General features: G+C 73.1%; 11 protein-coding genes. 1 reads left to right on the top strand and 10 read right to left on the bottom strand.

Features of this window, described 5'->3' with window-relative positions; all coding sequences use genetic code 11:
• Positions 1–110 precede the first annotated feature (110 nt).
• The 8 genes from ACIBG7_RS11990 to ACIBG7_RS11955 form a co-directional block, all read right to left on the bottom strand.
• A complete protein-coding gene (locus ACIBG7_RS11990) occupies positions 111–1,670 on the bottom strand; it encodes a helix-turn-helix domain-containing protein (protein WP_357929557.1) in 1,560 nt (519 codons plus the stop codon).
• Positions 1,671–1,674: 4 nt separating this feature from the next.
• Positions 1,675–2,478 (bottom strand): serine hydrolase, encoded by an 804-nt coding sequence (locus tag ACIBG7_RS11985; RefSeq protein ID WP_357929560.1) that lies wholly within the window; start codon positions 2,476–2,478, stop codon positions 1,675–1,677.
• Positions 2,471–3,787: a serine hydrolase domain-containing protein gene (locus tag ACIBG7_RS11980; protein WP_397336067.1), complete on the bottom strand. Its 1,317-nt coding sequence runs from the start codon at positions 3,785–3,787 to the stop codon at positions 2,471–2,473. The genes ACIBG7_RS11985 and ACIBG7_RS11980 overlap by 8 nt, the downstream gene beginning before the upstream one ends.
• Positions 3,784–5,091, bottom strand: a complete 1,308-nt coding sequence (locus tag ACIBG7_RS11975) for a serine hydrolase domain-containing protein (protein WP_397336066.1) — start codon at positions 5,089–5,091, stop codon at positions 3,784–3,786. Before ACIBG7_RS11975 ends, ACIBG7_RS11980 begins: the two co-directional genes overlap by 4 nt.
• Positions 5,067–6,947: a S9 family peptidase gene (locus ACIBG7_RS11970; RefSeq protein ID WP_397336065.1), complete on the bottom strand. Its 1,881-nt coding sequence runs from the start codon at positions 6,945–6,947 to the stop codon at positions 5,067–5,069. Before ACIBG7_RS11970 ends, ACIBG7_RS11975 begins: the two co-directional genes overlap by 25 nt.
• An 85-nt stretch (positions 6,948–7,032) precedes the next feature.
• Positions 7,033–9,480, bottom strand: coding sequence for a protein kinase (locus ACIBG7_RS11965; protein WP_397336064.1), 2,448 nt, complete (start codon positions 9,478–9,480; stop codon positions 7,033–7,035).
• A 194-nt stretch (positions 9,481–9,674) separates the two neighbouring features.
• The gene (locus ACIBG7_RS11960; RefSeq protein ID WP_397336063.1) at positions 9,675–13,211 is read right to left on the bottom strand and encodes a phosphodiester glycosidase family protein; all 3,537 of its coding nucleotides are present in this window, start codon (positions 13,209–13,211) and stop codon (positions 9,675–9,677) included.
• A 452-nt stretch (positions 13,212–13,663) separates the two neighbouring features.
• The gene (locus ACIBG7_RS11955) at positions 13,664–16,120 is read right to left on the bottom strand and encodes a hypothetical protein (protein WP_397336062.1); all 2,457 of its coding nucleotides are present in this window, start codon (positions 16,118–16,120) and stop codon (positions 13,664–13,666) included.
• A 220-nt stretch (positions 16,121–16,340) separates the two neighbouring features.
• On the opposite strand from ACIBG7_RS11955, the gene ACIBG7_RS11950 reads away from it, so the two are divergent.
• Entirely contained in the window at positions 16,341–17,033 is a 693-nt protein-coding gene (locus tag ACIBG7_RS11950) for a hypothetical protein (protein WP_357929576.1), read from the top strand.
• Positions 17,034–17,129: 96 nt separating this feature from the next.
• Here the strand turns inward: ACIBG7_RS11950 and ACIBG7_RS11945 are convergent, their stop codons facing one another.
• Together ACIBG7_RS11945 and ACIBG7_RS11940 are read right to left on the bottom strand one after the other, a co-directional pair.
• On the bottom strand, positions 17,130–17,465 hold the full coding sequence (locus ACIBG7_RS11945; protein WP_357929578.1) for a spore germination protein GerW family protein: 336 nt from the start codon (positions 17,463–17,465) through the stop codon (positions 17,130–17,132).
• Between the two features lie 49 nt (positions 17,466–17,514).
• Positions 17,515–18,315, bottom strand: a complete 801-nt coding sequence (locus tag ACIBG7_RS11940; RefSeq protein ID WP_397336061.1) for an NAD(P)H-binding protein — start codon at positions 18,313–18,315, stop codon at positions 17,515–17,517.
• Between the last annotated feature and the right edge of the window lie 63 nt (positions 18,316–18,378).

Genomic DNA, 18,378 nt, shown 5'->3' with positions numbered 1-18,378 from the left:
CCAGGAAGGGCAAGGGGTGATGCGCCCCACATTCGTCCCTCGGCCCCCGCCGGGGCTTCGTGCCCGGTGACGAAATGCGCGGGCCCGCTCGTGCGGATGCCCGAAGAGCGCTAACGCCGGAAGATGCGCATCTGCAGCATCAGGGCGAAGCGGGCCTCGGGATCGGCCAGGTCGAACCCGCCGATCTCCGACAGCCGCTTGAGCCGGTAGCGGAAGGTGTTGGCGTGGACCATCACCTCGGCCGAGGCCGCGGCCACGTCGCCGAAGTTGTCCAGGTAGGCGCGCAGCGTGGCCAGGAGCTGGCTGCCGTGCTCGGCGTCGTAGGCCTGCAGCCGCTGGTAGGGGCCGGTCGGGATCTGCTCCTCGGCGGCCACGGTGTCGGCCACCTGCAGCAGCAGGGCCTCGACGTGCACCTGGGCGTAGCCGGCGGCCTGCCCCGCCGTACCCCTGGTGCGCAGGACGCGCAGGGCCCGGTCGGCGTCGGCACGCGAGCGGGCCACCTCGGGCAGGCTGGCCACCACCCGGCCCACGCCGACGTTGGCCGCGTAGCGGGGGCCGACGCTGGCCAGGAAGCTCTCAGCCACCTGCAGGGCGCGCTCGTCGGTGTGGGTGGGCAGCACGGCGTAGGCGACCGGCCCGAGCGCCGCGGCGGCGGCCCGTGGATGGATGGAGCCGACGTGCAGGGCCAGCGCGTCGCAGAAGCGCTGGCGGTCGCTCTCGCTCTTGGCCGGGTCGGTCTCGGGCTCGGCGAGCTGGGCGGCCAGCACGCACAACCGCTCGGTGGCGATGCCCAGCCGGCCGGCGGCCTCGGCGGCCTCGGCGCCGCCCTCCAGGACGGTGGAGAGCAGGTCGGCGCGGAGCCGGCGCTGGCTGCCCGCCCCGGCGCGCTCGCGCAGCAACTGCAGGGCGACGATCTTGGCGGCGTCGGTGAGGGCGCGCTGGCGCTGCTCGGTGAGCGGCTCGTGCACCGCCGCCCAGATCGAGCCCAGGATCTCGTCCCCCGACCGTACGGCTATCGCCACCCGGTTCATGCTGTCGCCCTCGAGCTCCATGTAGATCGGCCCGCGGCTCTGGTAGAGCTCCTTGAACAGGCCGCGCTCGACCAGCATGCGCTGGTACATCTCGGGCACCTGACGGCCGAGCACGGTGGCGATGCGGCCGGCGTCGGCCTCCTCCTGGCGGGCGGAGAAGGCCAGGACCCGGGCCGAGCGGTCCTCGATGGTGACCGGCGCGTCCAGCAGCGCGCAGACCGCGTTGGCCAGGGAGAACAGGTCTCCTTGGGGGTCGTCGTCGAGTTCGCCCTCGGCCAGCAGGGAGCGCAGCAGCGCCGAGACCTGCGACCAGGAGGCGGCCCGCGACAGGCCGAGCACGCCGGTGCCGGTGGCGGCCGCGGCCTGCCGTACCGCCTCGGAGTCGGCGACCGGGTGCTTGACGACCAGCGCGACCGCGCCAGTGGAGCGCTCCAGCAGGTCGAGCAGCTCCTGCGCGCTGCGGACGCCGACGGCCAGCAGCAGCGTGCCGGGCGGCAGGTGGAGCTCGTCGTGCGGGTCGAAGATGTGCACGCCGGTGACCTCGGTGTCGAGGTCGGCCGGTGGGACGGCCACGTCCAGCACGGTACTGCCCAGGTCCTCCAGGAGCCTGCGCAGACTGGCACGTGGCCGTTCGTTCACCTGGTCAAAGTACACGCAACCGGTCCACGGCGTCGCGGCCGGCCCGGCCGATGGCGGCGTCGGCCTCCGGATCGCGCAGCCCGAAGCGCGGCGAGCGGAGGAAGACCGCGACGGCGTAGCGCCTGCCGTCGGGGTACTCCACGACGCCGGCCTCGTTGCGCACGCCCCAGAGCGTGCCGGTCTTGCCGGACACCTTGACCTCGTCCGGGAAGCCCGCGGCCAGGCGGTGCGGCCAGATCTGGCGGCCCATGATCTGGCGCACCTCGGCGCACGCCTCGGGCGGGCCGGCCTCGTCCCGCCAGATGCGCGCCAGCAGCTCGGTGATCTCCCGCGGCGTACTGGCCGTGGTCCGCAGGGGGTCACGGACCGGCAGGTCGCGGATGATCTCGTCGGTCAGCTCCTCCAGGGGGTGCTCGATCTGCGCGAACAGCTCGGCGCAGCCCCCGATGAGGTGCGTGCGGGTCAGGCCCAGCTCCTTGAGCGTGGCGTTGACGTTGTCGCAGCCGACGCGGCGCAGGAGCACGTCGGTGGCGGCGTTGTCGCTCATGGTCATCATGAAGTGGGCCAGGTCGCGCAGGGTGAGCGAGACGTCGTCGGCGCAGCCGGAGGTGCCGATGCCGCCGTCCTTGTCCCGCTCGCCCACGGTCAGCCGCTCGGTGCGCTCGATCTGGCCGAGCGCCGCCTGGCGGGCGTACTCCAGCACGATCGGGATCTTGAAGACCGAGGCCAGCACGACCGGGTCGTCGGCGCCCTGGCCCACCTCGGCGACGCCGTCGACGTCCCGCGCGTGGACGAAGATCTCATACACGGGGCAGCGCCCTCCCGTTGTGCAGGTAGGCGGCGCGGCCGTCCCGCACCACGAAGGTGACGGTGTCGTGCTGCCCGTCCTCCGCCTCGGCCGAGATGAAGGAGTCGCCGGAGTGGTGCACGTAGTGCTTGGTGGTCTCGGTGGCGCCCATGCCGGCCATGAACTCGCCGGGCAGCAGGGTGAGCCGCAGCCCGCCGTCGGCGCCGGCGACCTCGTAGGCGAGCTGCGGGCCGGCGTAGCGGCCGGTGTAGACGGCCGGGTCGAAGTCCGCGCCCGGCTCGCCGGGGACCGGGAAGTCGGGCACGTCCAGGCCGGTCTCCTCGCGGATGATCGGCAGCGCGAGGTCGGCCAGCAGGCCCAGGAAGCCCTCGCCGTTGGCGCTCATCGCGATCACGAAGTCGCTGCCCGGAACCACCCGCCAGAAGGTGCTCTGTCCGGGGGTGCCGCCGTCGTGGCCGAAGGCGCCCCAGGAGAACAGCTCGAACCCGAGGCCCCAGCGGTCGGCCAGCAGGCCGGAGACGCCCGGCACGGCGATCTGGACCTCGCGCATCGCCGCGACCGACGCCTCCGACAGCACGCGGGTGCCGTCCTCGGCCAGGCCGCCGGCCAGGAACATCCGGCCGAAGCGCACCAGCTCGCGCGGCGCCAGGCACATGGTCGAGCCGGCCGGCGCGTTGGAGCGCGGCATCTGCCAGCGCGGGTAGACCTCCTGCCCCGGGCCGATGTGCCCGGCCGAGGCGCGGAAGAGCACGGCCTCCTCGCCGAACAGCGCGGACTGCGTGGCGCCCAGCGGGGTCAGCAGGCGGTCGCGCAACGCCTGCTCCCAGGTGGTGCCGCGCAGCCTGGCCACCAGCGCGCCGAGCACGACGTAGCCGGCGTTGCAGTAGGAGAACAGCTCGCCCGGCTCGTGCACCTGCCCGGCGTCCTTGAGGAAGGCCACGAACTTCTCGAGGCAGTCGTCGCCGCGGCCGGTGTCCTCGAACAGGTCGCCGTCGAAGCCGCCGCTGTGCGACAGCAGGTGCCGCACGGTGATCGGGCCCTCGACCGGGAAGTCCGGCAGGTAGGCGCGCACCGGCTCGTCCAGGTCGACCAGGCCGTCCTCGACCAGTTGCAGGACCAGGGCGGCGGTCCAGACCTTGGTGGTGGAGCCGACCTGGAAGACGCTGTCGGGAGTGGCCAGCACGCCGGTGCGGCGGTTGAGCACGCCCGCGGCGGCCTCGGTCAGCTTGCCGCCGGACCAGACCGCGATGCCCGCGCCGGGGGTGCCGTGCTTGTCCAGGGCCTCGTTGAGGCGGAGCTGCAGGCTCACGCTGACTCCTTCTTGGGGGTGGCGCGCACACCGAGGTGCAGGTACGGCGAGCCGTCGGGCAGCTCGTAGAAGACGGCCGACAGCCAGTCCGGGTCGCCGGGGCGGCGGGCCACGAAGGTGACGTCGTCGACCGGGACGAGCGCGAGCTCCTGCGGCTCCTGGAGGGCGGCCAGCGCGCCGGTCGCCTCCATGCGCAGCGTCAGCTCGCCGCCGCCGTCGGTGATGGTGATGCGGGCGCCGACCCGCTCGTAGACGCCGGTGTAGCGGGCCGGGTCGATCCGCACCGGCTCGGCGGGCGGGGCCAGCCTCGGCCGCACGACCAGGCCGTCGAGCTCGGCGAACAGCTCGGTCGCCACCGCGTGGGTGAAGGCGCCGCTGTGCCCGCCGTTGGCGGAGACCGCGACGACGGTGCCGGTGTCGGGCACCACCCACAGCATGGCGTGCTGGCCGATGGTGTTGCCGCCGTGCGAGACGACCTTGTGGCCGCTCCACTCGTCGAGGATCCAGCCGACGCCCCAGTGGCTGCCCAGCGCGTGCGGGTCGGGGATGGCCACCTGCGGCTCCCACATCACCGCCGGGTCCTTGAGCAGCCTGCCCTCCAGGTGGGCGCGGCCGAAGGCGACCACGTCCGCCGGACGGGCGTTGATCAGGCCGGCCGGGCCGCACGAGCGCATCAGGCCCCACACCGGCGTGGTGGCGCCGCCCTCCACGTGCCCGGTGGCGGCGCGGAAGCGGATGACGTCCTCCGGCAGCGTCCAGGTGTGGGTCAGGCCGAGCGGGTCCAGGATCTGCTCGCGCAGCGCCTGGTCCCAGACCTGGCCGGTGAGCCGCTCGACGATGCGGCCGGCGATGATGAAGCCGGAGTTGCAGTAGGACTGGGTGGCGCCGAGCGGGTGGTTCTGCGCCAGGGTGGCGCAGGCCTCCAGGTAGCGCTCCACGCAGTCGTCGCCGCGGCCGGTGTCGAGGAACAGGTCGCCGTCGATGCCGGAGGTGTGGCTCAGCAGGTGCCGTACGGTCACTTGCCGGGTCACCTCGGGGTCGGCCACCTTGAACTCCGGCAGCAGCTCGATCACCGGGGTGTCCAGGGTGAGCCGGCCCTGCTCGGCCAGGATCATGAGCTGGGTCGCGGTCCAGACCTTGGTGACCGAGCCGATCTGGAAGAGCGAGTCGGTCGTCACCTCGACCCCGGTGTCACGGTTGAGCACCCCGGCGGCGAACTCGTGCAGCTCGCCGCGGTGCCAGTAGGCCAGGGCGGCGCCCGGGACCTCGTACTGCTCGATCAGCTCTGCGAGTCGATGACCCATTGCTGCAGCCACTGCACGATCCTCTCGTTGTAGTCAAAGCGGTGGGACGGGCGTCCGTTCAGGATGAACAGGTGGGAGCCGCCCGGATAGCGAACCAGCCGGACCGGCACCTCCCGCTCACGCAGCGCGGCGAACCACTGCTCGGCCTGGCCGACCGGGCAGCGGTCGTCGTTCTGGCCGTGCAGGATCAGCGTCGGCGTGCGCACCCGGGAGACGTAGGTGAGCGGCGAGGTCTTGACCAGCTCCTCGCGCAGTTCGTGCCGCTTGAGCAGGAGGCCAGCGTCGGAGGTGCCGCTCATGCTGGTCAGGTCGCTGACGCAGCCGCCGGGGATGACGGCGCGGAAGCGGTCGGTCTGGGTGCTCAGCCAGCAGCTCATGTAGCCGCCGTAGCTGTAGCCGGTCACCGCCAGCCGGTCGGGGTCGGCCACGCCCTCGGCGACGAGCTCGTCGAGGGGGCTGAGGAAGTCGCCGGTGTCGGCCAGGCCCCAGGCGCCCAGCGCGGCGGTGTAGAAGGCTTCGCCGTACCCGTCGCTGGCGCGCGGGTTGAGGGTGAGCACGGTCCAGCCGGCGGCGGCGAGCACCTGGTGGTAGAGGTGGACCCCGTCGAAGACGGGGGCCCAGGCGTTGTGCGGGCCGCCGTGGATGTCGAGCAGGAGCGGGCCGGGCCCGCTCAGCTCGGGGTCGCGCAGCACGAAGCCCTCGACCTCGGTGCCGTCCGGCGCGGTGAAGCGGCGCGCGGTCGCCTCGAACAGCGCCACGTCCGCCGGAGCGTAGGCGGTGAGCTGCTCGCCGTCGAGGAAGACCTCCCCCTGGCTGTACGGCGTGGCCGCCACGTGGGCGACGCGGCCGGCGGCGACGCTGACCCCGGCGACCACCTGGCCACCGGCCTCCAGCGGCTCGGCGCTCGCCGAGCCCGCGGGCAGCCGGACGAGGTGGGTGTAGCCGCGGTCGCGCACGCAGAACAGCAGGTCCTCGCCGAGCAGCGCCGGCGTCGCGCCGGGGTAGCCGGGGGCGCCGGTCATGACGTTGCGGTCCAGGCCGGTCTCGATCTCGACGGTCTCGCCGCCGGTGAGCTCGAACAGGCGGGTGTGCCCGGACGGGTGCTCACGGAAGCCCGCGACGATCAGGCGCTCGCCGAGGTACCACGCGGCCGTGGCGATGAGCTCGGGGCCGGTGAGCCGCTCGGGCTCGCCGCCGTCGAGGCCGACGCGGTGGATCGCGCCGCGCACGCTCAGGTCGCCGTCGGTGCCGGGCCGCCCGGGCGCCGGGTCGGCCGCCTTCTCGATGTCGGCGGCGAAGACCAGGTGGTCGCCCGCCGGCGACCAGGAGGGCTCGCCGGCGTGGAAGGCGCCCGAGGTGAGCCGGCGGCTCTCCCCGGAGGCCACCTCGACCACGAACACCTGCGAGGTCAGCCCGCGCAGCAGGCCGGCGCCGTCGGCCTTGTGGTCGAGCCGGTCGGCGACGACGGGCGCGTTCGGGTCGAGCTCGCCGGCCGGGCCGCTGTAGGCGATGAAGGCGCCGTCCGGCGACCAGACGGCCGCGCCCGCGCCGAGCTTGGCCTCGGTGAGCACCCGCGGCTCGCCGCCGGACATGGGCAGCAGGTGGAGCTGCGGGGTGCCGTCGACCGGCTTGAGGAAGGCCAGGGTGGAGCCGTCGGGCGACCAGCGCGGGGCGCTGCCGGTGGCCAGGCGCCGGGGCTCGGCCCCGGGCGCGGCCAGCCAGATCTCGGCGACGGTGGCGTCGCCGTCCCGGTCGGAAGTGGTCAGGGTGTAGGCGACAGCCGTGCCCGCGGGGTCGATCCGGGGATCGGACGGCGTCGCGAGACGGTAGAGGTCGTCCAGGGTGAGGCGGCGCATGCCGGAACCGTAGGACGGTTCCGGGCCGGGATCTTCGGGCTGCGGCACGAACGCGGACGGGCTCGTTGGTGCCGCAGCCCCATGCTCACGCCGGGACGCGCGGGCCGTAGTACAGGATGAGCCGCTCCCCCACGGCTTTGGGGAAGGTCGCCAGCTTGCGCACCAGGTTGCCCTCGAAGTCGATCACCCGGAAGTCGGTGTCGGTCCAGCAGGTCAGGTGCTCCTCGTCGAACCAGCCGGTCTGGAAGGTGCAGGGCGAGGCGAAGCGTTTGTGCTCCTGGCCGCTGGCGGTGTCGTAGACGCAGTGGTCGTTGTTGGAGGCGTCCGGGCAGTCGGTGACGAACTTGGCCCCCGACGGCGAGAAGAGCGTCTCGGCCTCGCCCTCGCCGACGTTCGGCACGGCCTTGGCCTGCTGGCCGGTGGCGCTGTAGAAGACCACCTTCTGCTTGGCCTTGGTGTTGGTGAGGCCGATGACGCCCTGCTGGCGGTGGTCGAAGCCGAAGTTGGTCTCCTTGTCCACGCCCTTGATCAGGCGCGCGCGGAAGGTGGCGTCGAGGTCGCGGACGTCGATGATGCCGAAGCCGCTGGACTGCCAGTCGCCGCTGACGTGCTTGCCGACGTTGAGCAGGATCCTGGTGCTGTCGTGCGACCAGGTCTCGATGTAGGCCTCCATCGGCTGCTTCACCGTCTTGACCTGCGTGGTCTTGCCGGTCGCCTTGTTCACCACCTGGATGGTGTCGTACTTGTCGCCGGTGTAGTTCTTGGTGCGCAGCGCGGTGTAGGCGCCGTCCGGCGACACGCGGGCGGCCAGGTAGTTCGGGTAGCCGCGGTAGCCGGTGCCATTCTTGGCGTAGTCGACCCAGTCGGCGTCCTTGGTCTTCTTGTAGGAGAAGCCGAGCAGGGTGATCGGGTCGCTGTCGTGGCTGATGAGCCGGGCCTTGGCGTCCGGCAGGGTGGTGCTCTTCAGCCCCTCGGTGGCGATCGGCGTGGCGGTGGGGGACGGCGGCGGGGAGGTGGCCGGCGTCTGCTCCGGGGACTTCTCGGGCGTCTTGTCCGGGGTGGGCGGCTGGTTGGTCTCGCCCGCCACCGGGGTCGTCCCGGTCTTGCCGCCGGTGTTGACCACCACGATCACGACCACGGTCGCGAGCAGCGCCAGGACCGCCGCGACCGCGGCGAGCAGCAGGCCGGTCTTCTTCTTCGGCTGCGCGGGCACGGTGTGCTGCTGTTGCTGCTGCGACCAGGGCTGCTGGCCGGGGTACTGCGGCTGCGGCACCGGGCCGCTCTGGAACTGCTGGTGGCCCGGGAAGCCCTGCTGGCCGCTCGCGAAGGACGGCTGGCCGTGCTCGTACGGCGGGGTGGACCCGTGCGGGCCGTTCGGGTACTGCGGACCTCCGGGGTACGGCTGGCCGGGCGGCGGCACCTGCTGGTGCGGGCCGCTCGGCTGCGGTTGGTGCGGCTGCGGTTGGTGGGGCTGGAGGTGGTGCGGCTGCTGGTAGGGGCCGCCGGGGTGGTGGGGGCCGCTCGGCTGCATCGGCCCGCCCGGCTGGTGGGGGCCGTTCTGCTGGTGGGGGGCGTAGGGGCCGCTCGGCTGGTGCGCTCCGGGCGGCGGGACCGGCCCCGACGGCTGGAACGGCCCGCCGGGCCCCGCCGGGGTGGCCCAGCTCTGCGCCTGCACGCCAGGCACGGCCATGCCGCCGGCCGCCGCCCCCTCGGGCAGCGACGCCCCGGGGTTGTGCAGCAAGCGCATGATCACCTGCTGGGCGGTGGGCCGGTGTGCCGGGTCCTTGGACAGGCAGGCCGCCACCAGGTCGCGCAGGTCCCCGTCGATGGTCGACAGGTCCGGCTGCGCGTTCAGCACCCGGTTGATCACCGCGGGCACCGACTCGGCGTAGAACGGCGCGGTGCCCGCCGAGGCGAACGCGATCGTGCTCGCCCAGGAGAACATGTCCGCCGCCGGGGTCACCTGCGAGCCCATGATCTGCTCCGGCGCCATGAACGCCGGCGTGCCCATCGGCGTCGAGGTGATCGTCGGGCCGCCCTCCAGCGCCCTGGCGATGCCGAAGTCGATCACGCGCGGGCCGTCGGAGGCCAGCAGCACGTTGGCCGGGCTGAAGTCGCGGTGCACGATGCCGGCCTGGTGGATCGCGGCCAGCGCGGTCGCGGTGCCGATGGCCAGCCGCTGCAGGGCCGAGCCGCTGCGCGGGCCCTCCTCGCGCACCACCTGGGCGAGCGAGCGGCCCTCCACGAACTCGCTGGCGATGTACGGCCGGTCGTTGTGCACGCCGGTGGCGACCACCTTGGCCGTGCAGAACGGGGCCACCCGCTGGGCCACCGAGACCTCGCGGGCGAACCGCTCGGCGGCGACCGCGTCATCGGTGAGATGGGGATGCAGCCACTTCAGCGCGACGAGTTCGCCGTCGGGGGCCTCACCGAGATAGACGACGCCTTGACCACCCTGGCCCAGGCGACCGCGCAGCTCATATGCCCCGATTCGCTGTGGATCATCCGGTCGGAGGTCAGACGCTAATGACATAGGTAGATTATTGTTGATCCATCGGGCGAGGATGCGCGTCACCCTCGCGGGGGACCCGCCGACGTGCGCCAATCGTTATCCGGGCGCCCTTGGCCGATCCTGGCCGGGTCTTGTGGCGGCTTGCCGTACCTGCGCCAAAGCCTGGTGGCCCGCCTCCGCGGGCGGAGACGGGCCACCAGGGCAGGCTGGTCAGGTCAGGCGGCGGCCTTGGCGGCCAGGGCCACGGTGGCCTCGCGGGTCACGCCGTTGACGGTCACCGAGACGATCACCTGGCCCTCGCGCAGCGCCGTGAGCGCGCCGGTCGCCGGGTCGAGCCAGGCGGTGTGCCACGGCTTGAGGCCGGCTCGCGTGCCGATGTGCAGCGCCGGGGAGCCCGCCCACTGCGCCGAGACCGGGTAGGCGACCGGGACGGTGCGCGTGCCCTGGACCAGCGACGCGCTCACCTTGCCGGGCGTGCCCACCGTCACCGAGGCCGGCGCGGTCAGCGTCAGCTCGTCGACGTGCGGGCGCACCTGCGCGCCGATCCAGGTGGGCGCGTCCACGAACCAGTTGCGCCGCACGTGCGCAGCCTCCTGCTCACTGACCGGGTCCACGCCCCACAGCGACCAGCCGGTGAAGCCGCCGTCGTCGGCGGCCGTCGCCGGGTTCTTGCCCGAGTTGCCGTTGATCAGGTACGGCACGGCGTCCACCCGGGAGGCGTGGAAGGTGCCGACGTGCGCGCCGATGAAGGCCGCGCCCTTGCCGGTGGTGCGCTGGAAGTCGGCCAGCCAGCCCTCGACCAGCGCGGCCTCCTTCCGGTCGCCGAGCTGGCTGCCCTTGCCCGCCGTGGGGTCGCGCGGCGGCACGTGGAACAGCACCACGACCGAGCCGACCCGCGGGTTCTTCGCCGCCTCGTCGAGCCGCTCGCGCAGCGCCGCGACCTGGTCGAAGCCGCCGCCGCGCAGGTTCAGCCGCGAGGTGTCGAGGGTGACGAACCGGGTGCCCTTGTGGTCGAACGACTTCGACGTCGCCCCGAACACGGCGCGGAAGTTGTCGATCTTGCCGCCCATGACCTCGTGGTTGCCCGGGATGTAGTGGTAGGGCAGCTCTCCCTTCAGCTCCTCGTCCAGGATCCGCTTGGCCAGCGCGAAGTCCTCCGGCGAGGCCTCGTCCACCAGGTCGCCGTTGATCAGCAGGAAGTCGGGGCGCGCGGCCTTGATCTCCTGCAGGGTACGGCGGGCGTTCTTGACGATGTCGCTGTCCGGCTGGCGGGCGACGAACTGGGCGTCCGACATGACGGCGAAGCGCCACTCGGCCTTGGCCACCTCCGGCCGGATCACCGGGTCGGCCACCTTCGGCGCGGCGGGGATCTCCACGGGCGGCGGCACCTTGGCGACCAGGCCGTCGATCAGGATCTCGCTCGCGTACTTGGCGTCGGGGCGCGTCTCGGCGACGTAGAAGCGGCGGAGCCGCATCGGGTAGTTCACGCCCGGCGGGACGGTGAACTCCACGAACTTCCAGCCGGTCCACGTCACGTACGGGCCGCGCAGGATCTGCGACTGGCCCAGCGCGTCGTAGAACTCCAGGCTCGGCCACTCGCCCTTGCCGTTGCCGTGGATCCACAGGCCGAAGCCCTGCGGCTGGCCGTCCACCACGATCTGCTGCGGCGGGCTGGCGTAGGCGGCGCGCGTCGCGGTCGACTGGGTGAAGTCGTAGGCCAGCTTCAGCGCGGTGCCGCTCTGGCCGGGGGCCGCCGACAACGAGCCGGTCGCCCGGGCGGCGGCGAACGTCCAGGAGGCGGCGTTCTCGAAGTCGGCCACCTTGGCCTCCACCGAACCGACCGTCACCGGGACCGCCACGCTCGCCCGGCCCACCTTCGCGGTGATCAGGCCGGCGCCGGTCGGCTGCTTCGCGGTCACCGCGAACGCGCCGTGCTCGGCGGGGGTCACCTCGAACAGCGTCTTGTCGTAGTCGAGCTGCACGTCGGCGGGCTCGATGGGGGCGGAGTTGCCGTTCCGGTCGTACCCCACCACTCCGAACCGCCCGCTCGCCGCCGCCTGAGCCACATCGGCGCTCTGCCCGTCGGCCGCGGGCTTCGCGGTGCCGTCCTGCGCGGTTTGGTCCGGGGTAACGGACGGCTGCTGGCCGGGGTCCGCCGAGGTCTCCGGGCCGGCCGGCGTCTGGGGAGTGGCCGACGTCTGAGGAACTGCCGCCGCCTGGGAGGCTGTGGAGGCAGCGGCGGCGGGGACGGTGAGGCTGAGGCGGTCGGTGGTCGCGCCGAGCCGGGCCAGCGGCTGCAGCACCGTCAGGTCGATCTCGCCCTTCGCCTCCCCGCGCCACGCCGTCACCTTGGTCTGGCCGGGCACCAGTGCCCGGAAGACGCCGTCCCGGCCGACCAGGCCGTGCACCGCGGGGTTGGCCCGCCACTTCGGCTCTCCGGCCGCCGGGCCGTAGGTCTCGTCGAACCCCGCCGCGGTGAGCTTCCGGGTCAGGCCGGGGAACACCCGCTCCGGCCGCCCACCGGCGACCGGCCCGACACCGGGCGCCTTGTCCGGGTCGCTCGCGGTCTCCAGCCAGAAGCCCTTCAGCTTGCCGCTGCCCTCGGGCGCGTACAGCGCCAGCCCGTTGGGCACGTGCCGCTCGCCGCCGTCCGACGGGCTGTTCTCCACCTGCACCGACGCCGCGCCGGGCTCGCGCGCCAGCAGCGTCGAGGAGCCGCCGCCGTCGAGGTTGAGCGCGTTGTGCGCGCCCAGCTCGACCATCATCTGGGCCAGCTCGCTCAGCGTCACGCCGCGGCTGTCGGCCTGCCGGCCGTCCACGGTCAGCAGGTGCATCGTGCGGCCGTCGGCCGAGAAGCCCACGGCGGTGCGGGGGTGCGCCGCCGGGTCGGTGATCGGCTGGACCGCCCCGTCCTTCACCAGGACGTGGCTGCCGCCGACCGCAGTCCGGATACCACCCGGCTTAGGCTGATATTTCACCTCAATCCGGTCGCCGACCTTCAGCCCGGCCAGCGCGTCCGCCCCGGCCTCCCGCCCGAGCAGGATCGTGGTCCCCGCGACGACCGGACCGCTCCCGGCCGCCTGCCGTACCGCGGTCACCGCGCCGTCGCGCAGCTCCACCTCGGTCACCTTCGCCGCGCCCTCCACGGTGCGCGTGCGCGCGTACGAGCCCCACAGCGGCGTGAACACACCCACGCCGCCGGACTGGATGCGCTGGTTGAACTGCGTCAGCGGGATCGTCGCCCCGCCCGCCACCGCCGCGCTCCCCTCGAACGCCGCAGTGATCACACTGCCGACGCCCTCCGGGCTGATCGCCACGGCCTTGTCCCAGCCCTGGACCGGTGACTGGACGAGCTCGCCGTCCTTCACCCCGATGCCCTGGGCGGCGCCGGACTGGTTGATGTCGAAGAAGTCGCCGTTGACCGCGGCGACCGCCTTGGCCCGGCCCGCCGGACCGGACAGCGGCTCGGTCTTGGAGACCTCGCCCGAGAACAGGTAGCCCGCGCTCGCCTTCCCCAGATCCGCCGACAGCGCGTCCGCGCGGAGCCATCCCGCGGCGTCGTATCGGTCGAACGAGGTCAGCGTCACGCCCGGCGCCACGGGCCGGGTCCGGCTCGCCGTCTCCAGCCGCTGCGTGACCGGAGCGGCCAGCAGGGTGGACGGCGCTTCATAGGAGGAGGCCGGCGGGCCGTCCTCAAGGGGGGGTTGACCCAGGAGAAGGGTCGCGGCTAGTGCGATGTTGAGGGTCTGCACGACCGAACTCAATCTTGCCGTGGTTACAAGTTTCAAGACCTACGGGTGGACTAAAAGAAAATTTCATCCCCGTCCACGTTTCCGGCGTCCATCTGATTCCGTTCTGGCGTCCGTCCCATCCCCGTTCTCGCACCCGCGCCTGTCGCCGCGCCACCCGTCCCCCAGCCGCCCCATCCCTCGGCGCCGCGCCCGATCACCGCCACTCCCTGTTCTGGCCGCCGCCGCCTTGCCCGTCGCCCGCCCGCGGCCGCCTCACCCGCACCCCACCAACCCCCAGGCCCGCCACCCCTCCACCAGACCCGGCCGCCCACTCCCCCAAAGGAGGGGCGGCGGGACAGGCAAGTGCCCGGGCGGTCAGGTGTCGGGGCGGGGCCACAGTCGAAGACCCCGCTAGGTGGCTGGCCTACGGTCCAAGAGCCGCCAGACGGCTGGTCCTGCGGGGTCCGGTGTGGTCAGGGTGAGGGGACCGATCCGCCGCCGGTCGGGGTCGGGGCGTCAGGGGTGAGGAGGGCGGCCGAAGCGGTCAGTTCGGCGCCGCTGGGCTCCTCCAGAACCGCGCCGGAGGAGGTCGACATGCTGCGAACCCCGGCGTAAAGGACCAGGGGTACGGCAAGCGCGACGGCCATCGACAGGACGGCGGTGCCGGAGTCGTTGACGAGCATCCCGACGCCCCCACTGACGAGGGCACCGATGAGGCCGGCACGCAGCATGGGGGCACGGGTGAAGGCCTCGGGGACGGCTCCGGCGCTGACCTTGCCGGGGCGCATGACGGCGAAGATCAAGAAGGCCAGGCCGGCGATGACGATCGGCATGAGGTTCGGCGAGAGCAGCGTGTGCAGCATGGCGCCGAGCTTGCGGCCGATGAGGGGCCAGAAGGTGCCGTCGATGACCTGGCCGACGAAGCGGCCGAGGTGCGTCTGGGAGGCGGGCGGGCGCAGGTGGTCGAGGACGGCGATCGCACTGACGGTGACGCCGCCGAGGATGCAGAAGAGGCCGAGCCTGATCACCGAGACCCGCTTGCCGGCGACCAGGAGCGCGGTGACGGCGATGCCGGGGACGAAGGCGATGACGCCGCCGAAGTCGCTGCCGACGCCGGGCCAGCCGGCCAGGAGCATGGCGATGACGCCCAGCGCGGTGACCAGGGCGACGGCCACGCGTTTGCGGCCGGTCCGGACGAGGCCGTCGGCGGCGACCGCGGTGACCATCAGGACGGCGGTGGCCAGGAGGGCGAACGGGATGTTCGCCAGGCCGTAGTAGCGGCCGCCGACCACCGCGGTGTAGCCCATGAGGCTGTTGAACTGCATCGTCGTGCCGGTGAGCAGGTCGGCCAGCAGTACCGCGCCGGTGACGCCGGCCACCACGGCGGGCGGGCCGAGGGGGTGGCGGCGCCAGGGGCCGGACATGGCCGCCAGGAGGATCACCGCGGCGATGGCGACCACGCCGCCGATCAGGGCCACGCCGGGCTGGCCGGCGTGGGCCCACGGCAGGAGGTTGACCAGGTACGTGGAGACGGGGATCGAGGCCAGGCCCAGGCCCGCGGTCGCGATGCCGGTGGCGCGGCGGCGCTTGGAGAGGAGGAGGAAGGTGATGAGGTAGAAGGCGACCTGGAGGACGGCGAAGCCGGTGAAGAAGTGGCCGGTCAGGCCCCGGACCGTGGTGCCGGTCAGGTCGGCGCGGGCCAGGTGGTCCTTGGCCTCCGCGACGGTCACCAACCCGCCGGTCGCGTCCTCGCCCGCAACCGTCGCACCCGCAGCCGTTTGACCCGAGCCTCCAGCCGTTTCGCCCGAGCCTCCAGCCGGCGCGCTCCCAGCCGGTGCGCTCCCAGCCGGTGCACTCCCGGCGGGTTCGCCCGTGGAAGGCAGGCCAGTGGTTGTCCCGGTCGGCGCCGTGCCGTCCCCTGCGGGGGCGGAGGCGGCTGGCGTGGGGTTCGGCTGCGACCTGAGGGGGGTGCCGGGGGGTGGGGCGAGGGTGGTGGAGCCGGCGGGCCAGGGGACGCCGACGACCTGGGGCGGGATGGGCGCGCCCAGAGCGGTCAGGAGGCTGGCGGTGATGTCCGGGATGATCACGATGTCGGGGCGGCGGGTCGAGGTGGTGCCGAGGTAGGTGCCCTTGGCGCCCGGAGCCTTGAGTAGGGCGACCCGCAGGTGGGGGACGCCACCGTGGTCGCCCAGGCCGGCCAGGAGGATGCGGGTGTCCGGCGGGAGCTTGGCGAGGGCCGCGCCGACCTCGGCGTCGGCGGCGCGGACGGCGGCCTGGCGGGCGGCAGGGGCCAGCAGCTCGGCTTCCTTGGTGAGGACGCCGGCGGGAAGGTACGGGGCGATCAGCTCGTCGACGTCGATCGCGGTGACCTGGCACTTGGACCAGTCGGTGAGGGCGGCGGGCGAGTCGGCGTAGTGGTCGACCCTGCCGGACTTGTCGGCCAGGGCCAGGGCGGCGCCCCGGCCTACGGCGGTGGTGCAGTGGCCGGCCTGGTGGAGGGCGTCGCCGAGGGTGCCGGCGTGGACGCCCTCGCCGGACTGGAGCAGGGTGGCGAAGCCCGGTACGGAGGCGGAGTCGCCCGAGCGGGTGGGCTCGGGAGGCAGGCCGCACCAGCCGCCCGAGGCGGCGCGACGGCCGGCCGAGACGGTCAGCCAGGCGTCGTAGGGGCAGGTGGTGGTGCCGACGGCCTTGACGGAGAGGGAGCCGAAGCCGCTCTCGCCGGCCAGGCGCCACAGGTTGGGGGTGGCGGTGGCGTCGAGGTCGGTCCAGTGGAGGCCGGGCACGCCGATCAGGGCCACGCGCGGGACGGCCCCGGCGGCCTGAAGGCCGTTAGGGCTGGTTCTAGCTGCGGGGGCCGCGAGGGTGGTGGCGGTGGCTGGGGTCGCGGTCCAGGCGACGAAGAGCACCAGCAGTACAAAAGCCCATCTCACTACGGCCCCCATGCGAGCTCGGCCCCGGCAAACGCCTGGGAAAGGTAGCACGAAACGCGGGGGCGGCAAGGGCGGATGGGTGTCCTGTGGATAACCGCTTGGCCTTGAGGGAAGGGGAAAGGCGCCAAGCCCCGGACCGTCCGGGCCCCGGCCTCTGGTGTGCGTGCCGTACAAGCCGCAAACTGGGAGGAAAGGGATCGCACGGAGCAGTGGAGCACCCGTGGACATTCACCTCGACCCCATGCCGGTCCTCTCCAAGGGCAGGCACCGCAACCCCAAGCGTGGCGCCTGCTTCATGGAGCTGGCCTCCTACCTGGCCGGAGAGCGGTGGAGCGACCACCCGGCCTGCACCCATCCGCTCCTGGCCGCGCTGGCCAGGCTGGTCAACGACAACACCACCGACGCCCGGCGCGGTGAGCTGGTCCGGCTGGTTCCCTCGATCATCGGGCTGACCGGGGACGATCTGCGGATCGACGCGACGATCGCGCTGAGGTGCGCGACCACCGCGCTGCCGGTGGCGGCGGCGGAACGGCAGCTCGCGCTGGCGGTCTCGGTGCTGGCCTGCGAGGAGATCCTGGCTCGGCTGGACGGGCGGGCGGCCGGGCTGAGCGAGCAGAGTGCGCGGGCGATGGAGCAGGTGCCCGTGGCGGCTCGGCAGGCGCGGAAGTTCAGCCGGTCGGCCCGGATCACCGAGCGGGGGTTCCGGCGGTATGCGGCGCCGAACGCGGTGCAGCTGGCTGTCGTGGGGATCGCGCAGGCTTGTGTGAGCGATCCGGACACGATCTTGCGGGAGTTGCTGGCGGGGGCGATCGCCGACTGCCGGGCGCTCTTGCCGGAGGAGCCGGCGGCCACCGAGCAGGTCGCCATGAGAGAGGCCCCCAAGGGGCAGGCCGTACTGGCGGAGGGCGCGTAGGGGCAGGGCCCCGGAAAACAAGGGTCCTGAGAACAAGGGAGGGCCTGCGATCCACAGGTGGATCGCAGGCCCCTAGGAGCTGCCCGTGGTCTGGGGCTAGCGGCGGCGCTTGCGGAAGATGGCGCGGATGGTGAGCAGCAGAACCACCCCCACGAGCTGGCCGCCCACGACGATGCGGTTGACGTCGACCGCCGGCTTCCAGTGCACCTCGCCGTCCTTGATGACGTAGACGCCGGCCGGTTTGGCGGCGACCGCGTAGCCGCCACCGCCGCCGGGTTCGTCGATCGACCCCTTGCCGGTGCCTCCGCCTCCCGCCTGGGCGACCCTGGCGACCGGAATGATCGTGACGTCGTCGTGGGTGACGGGTTGACCGAAGACGCGGCCGACGGTGGCCGCGTCCGTGGTCTGGTCGAGAAGCTCCATGATGTTCATGCCACCAATGTGACATCCACCCGTGCCGGTCGGCCAGTTAACCCAGCGGTCATGGCACGGGTGTGAGGAATTCCTCGGCGTAGGCGGCCAGGGTGCGGGGCTCGCGGCCGGTGAGGTCCTTGACCGTGCCGGCGAGCGGGGCCCAGCGGTCGTCGGCGAAGGAGGCCATGTACTCCGCCAGCACGTACGGCAGGCCCCGCGCGGCCAGTCTGGCGCCCATCTCGGGCACGGGCAGGTCGGCGTAGCGGATCGGCCGCCCGGTGGCGGCGCTCAGGACGGCCGCGAACTCGGCGTGGGTCCGGCTCTCCGGCCCGGTCAGCACGTGGTCGCCGGAGGCTCCGACCGGCCGGGTGAGCAGGGCCCGGGCGCAGGAGGCGATGTCGCGGGCGTCGATGTAGTTCATCCGCGCCTCGCCGTACGAGCCGTGGAAGACGCCGTCGCCGTCGAGGTCGGCCGCGAAGTTCTGCATGAACCCGGTCGGCTGCAGGATCGCCCACGGCACTCCGGAGGCCCGCAGGTGCTGGTCGACGAGTCCGTGCAGGCCGCCGCCGAGCGGCTGGCCGGGGGCCGCGCCCCGGACCGACACCGTGACGATCTGCGCCACGCCGGCCTCGGCGGCGAGGTCGATGACCGCCTGGTGCCCGGCGACGAAGCCCGGCCACAGCGAGCTGTTGAGGAAGAGCCGGTCGCCGGGCGAGAACAGCCCCGCGAAGCTCTCGGGCCGGTCGAAATCGGCCACCACCGAAGCGGAGGCCCGGCCAGCTTGGCGGACCACCCCAACGGCCTCCGACCCCAGCTCGGCCAGCAGCGCGCGCCCGATCGTGCCCGTGGCACCCGTCACGAAGATCATGCCCAACCCCTTAAGCGGACGATCAAATTCCGGTTAGCTGGACGCTACACTAACCGGAACAGG

This window comes from Nonomuraea sp. NPDC050328 (assembly GCF_044459405.1).
Lineage (GTDB): Bacteria > Actinomycetota > Actinomycetes > Streptosporangiales > Streptosporangiaceae > Nonomuraea.
The sequence above is the reverse complement of the archived record's forward strand: the minus strand, read 5'-3'. Positions and strand labels throughout refer to the sequence as shown.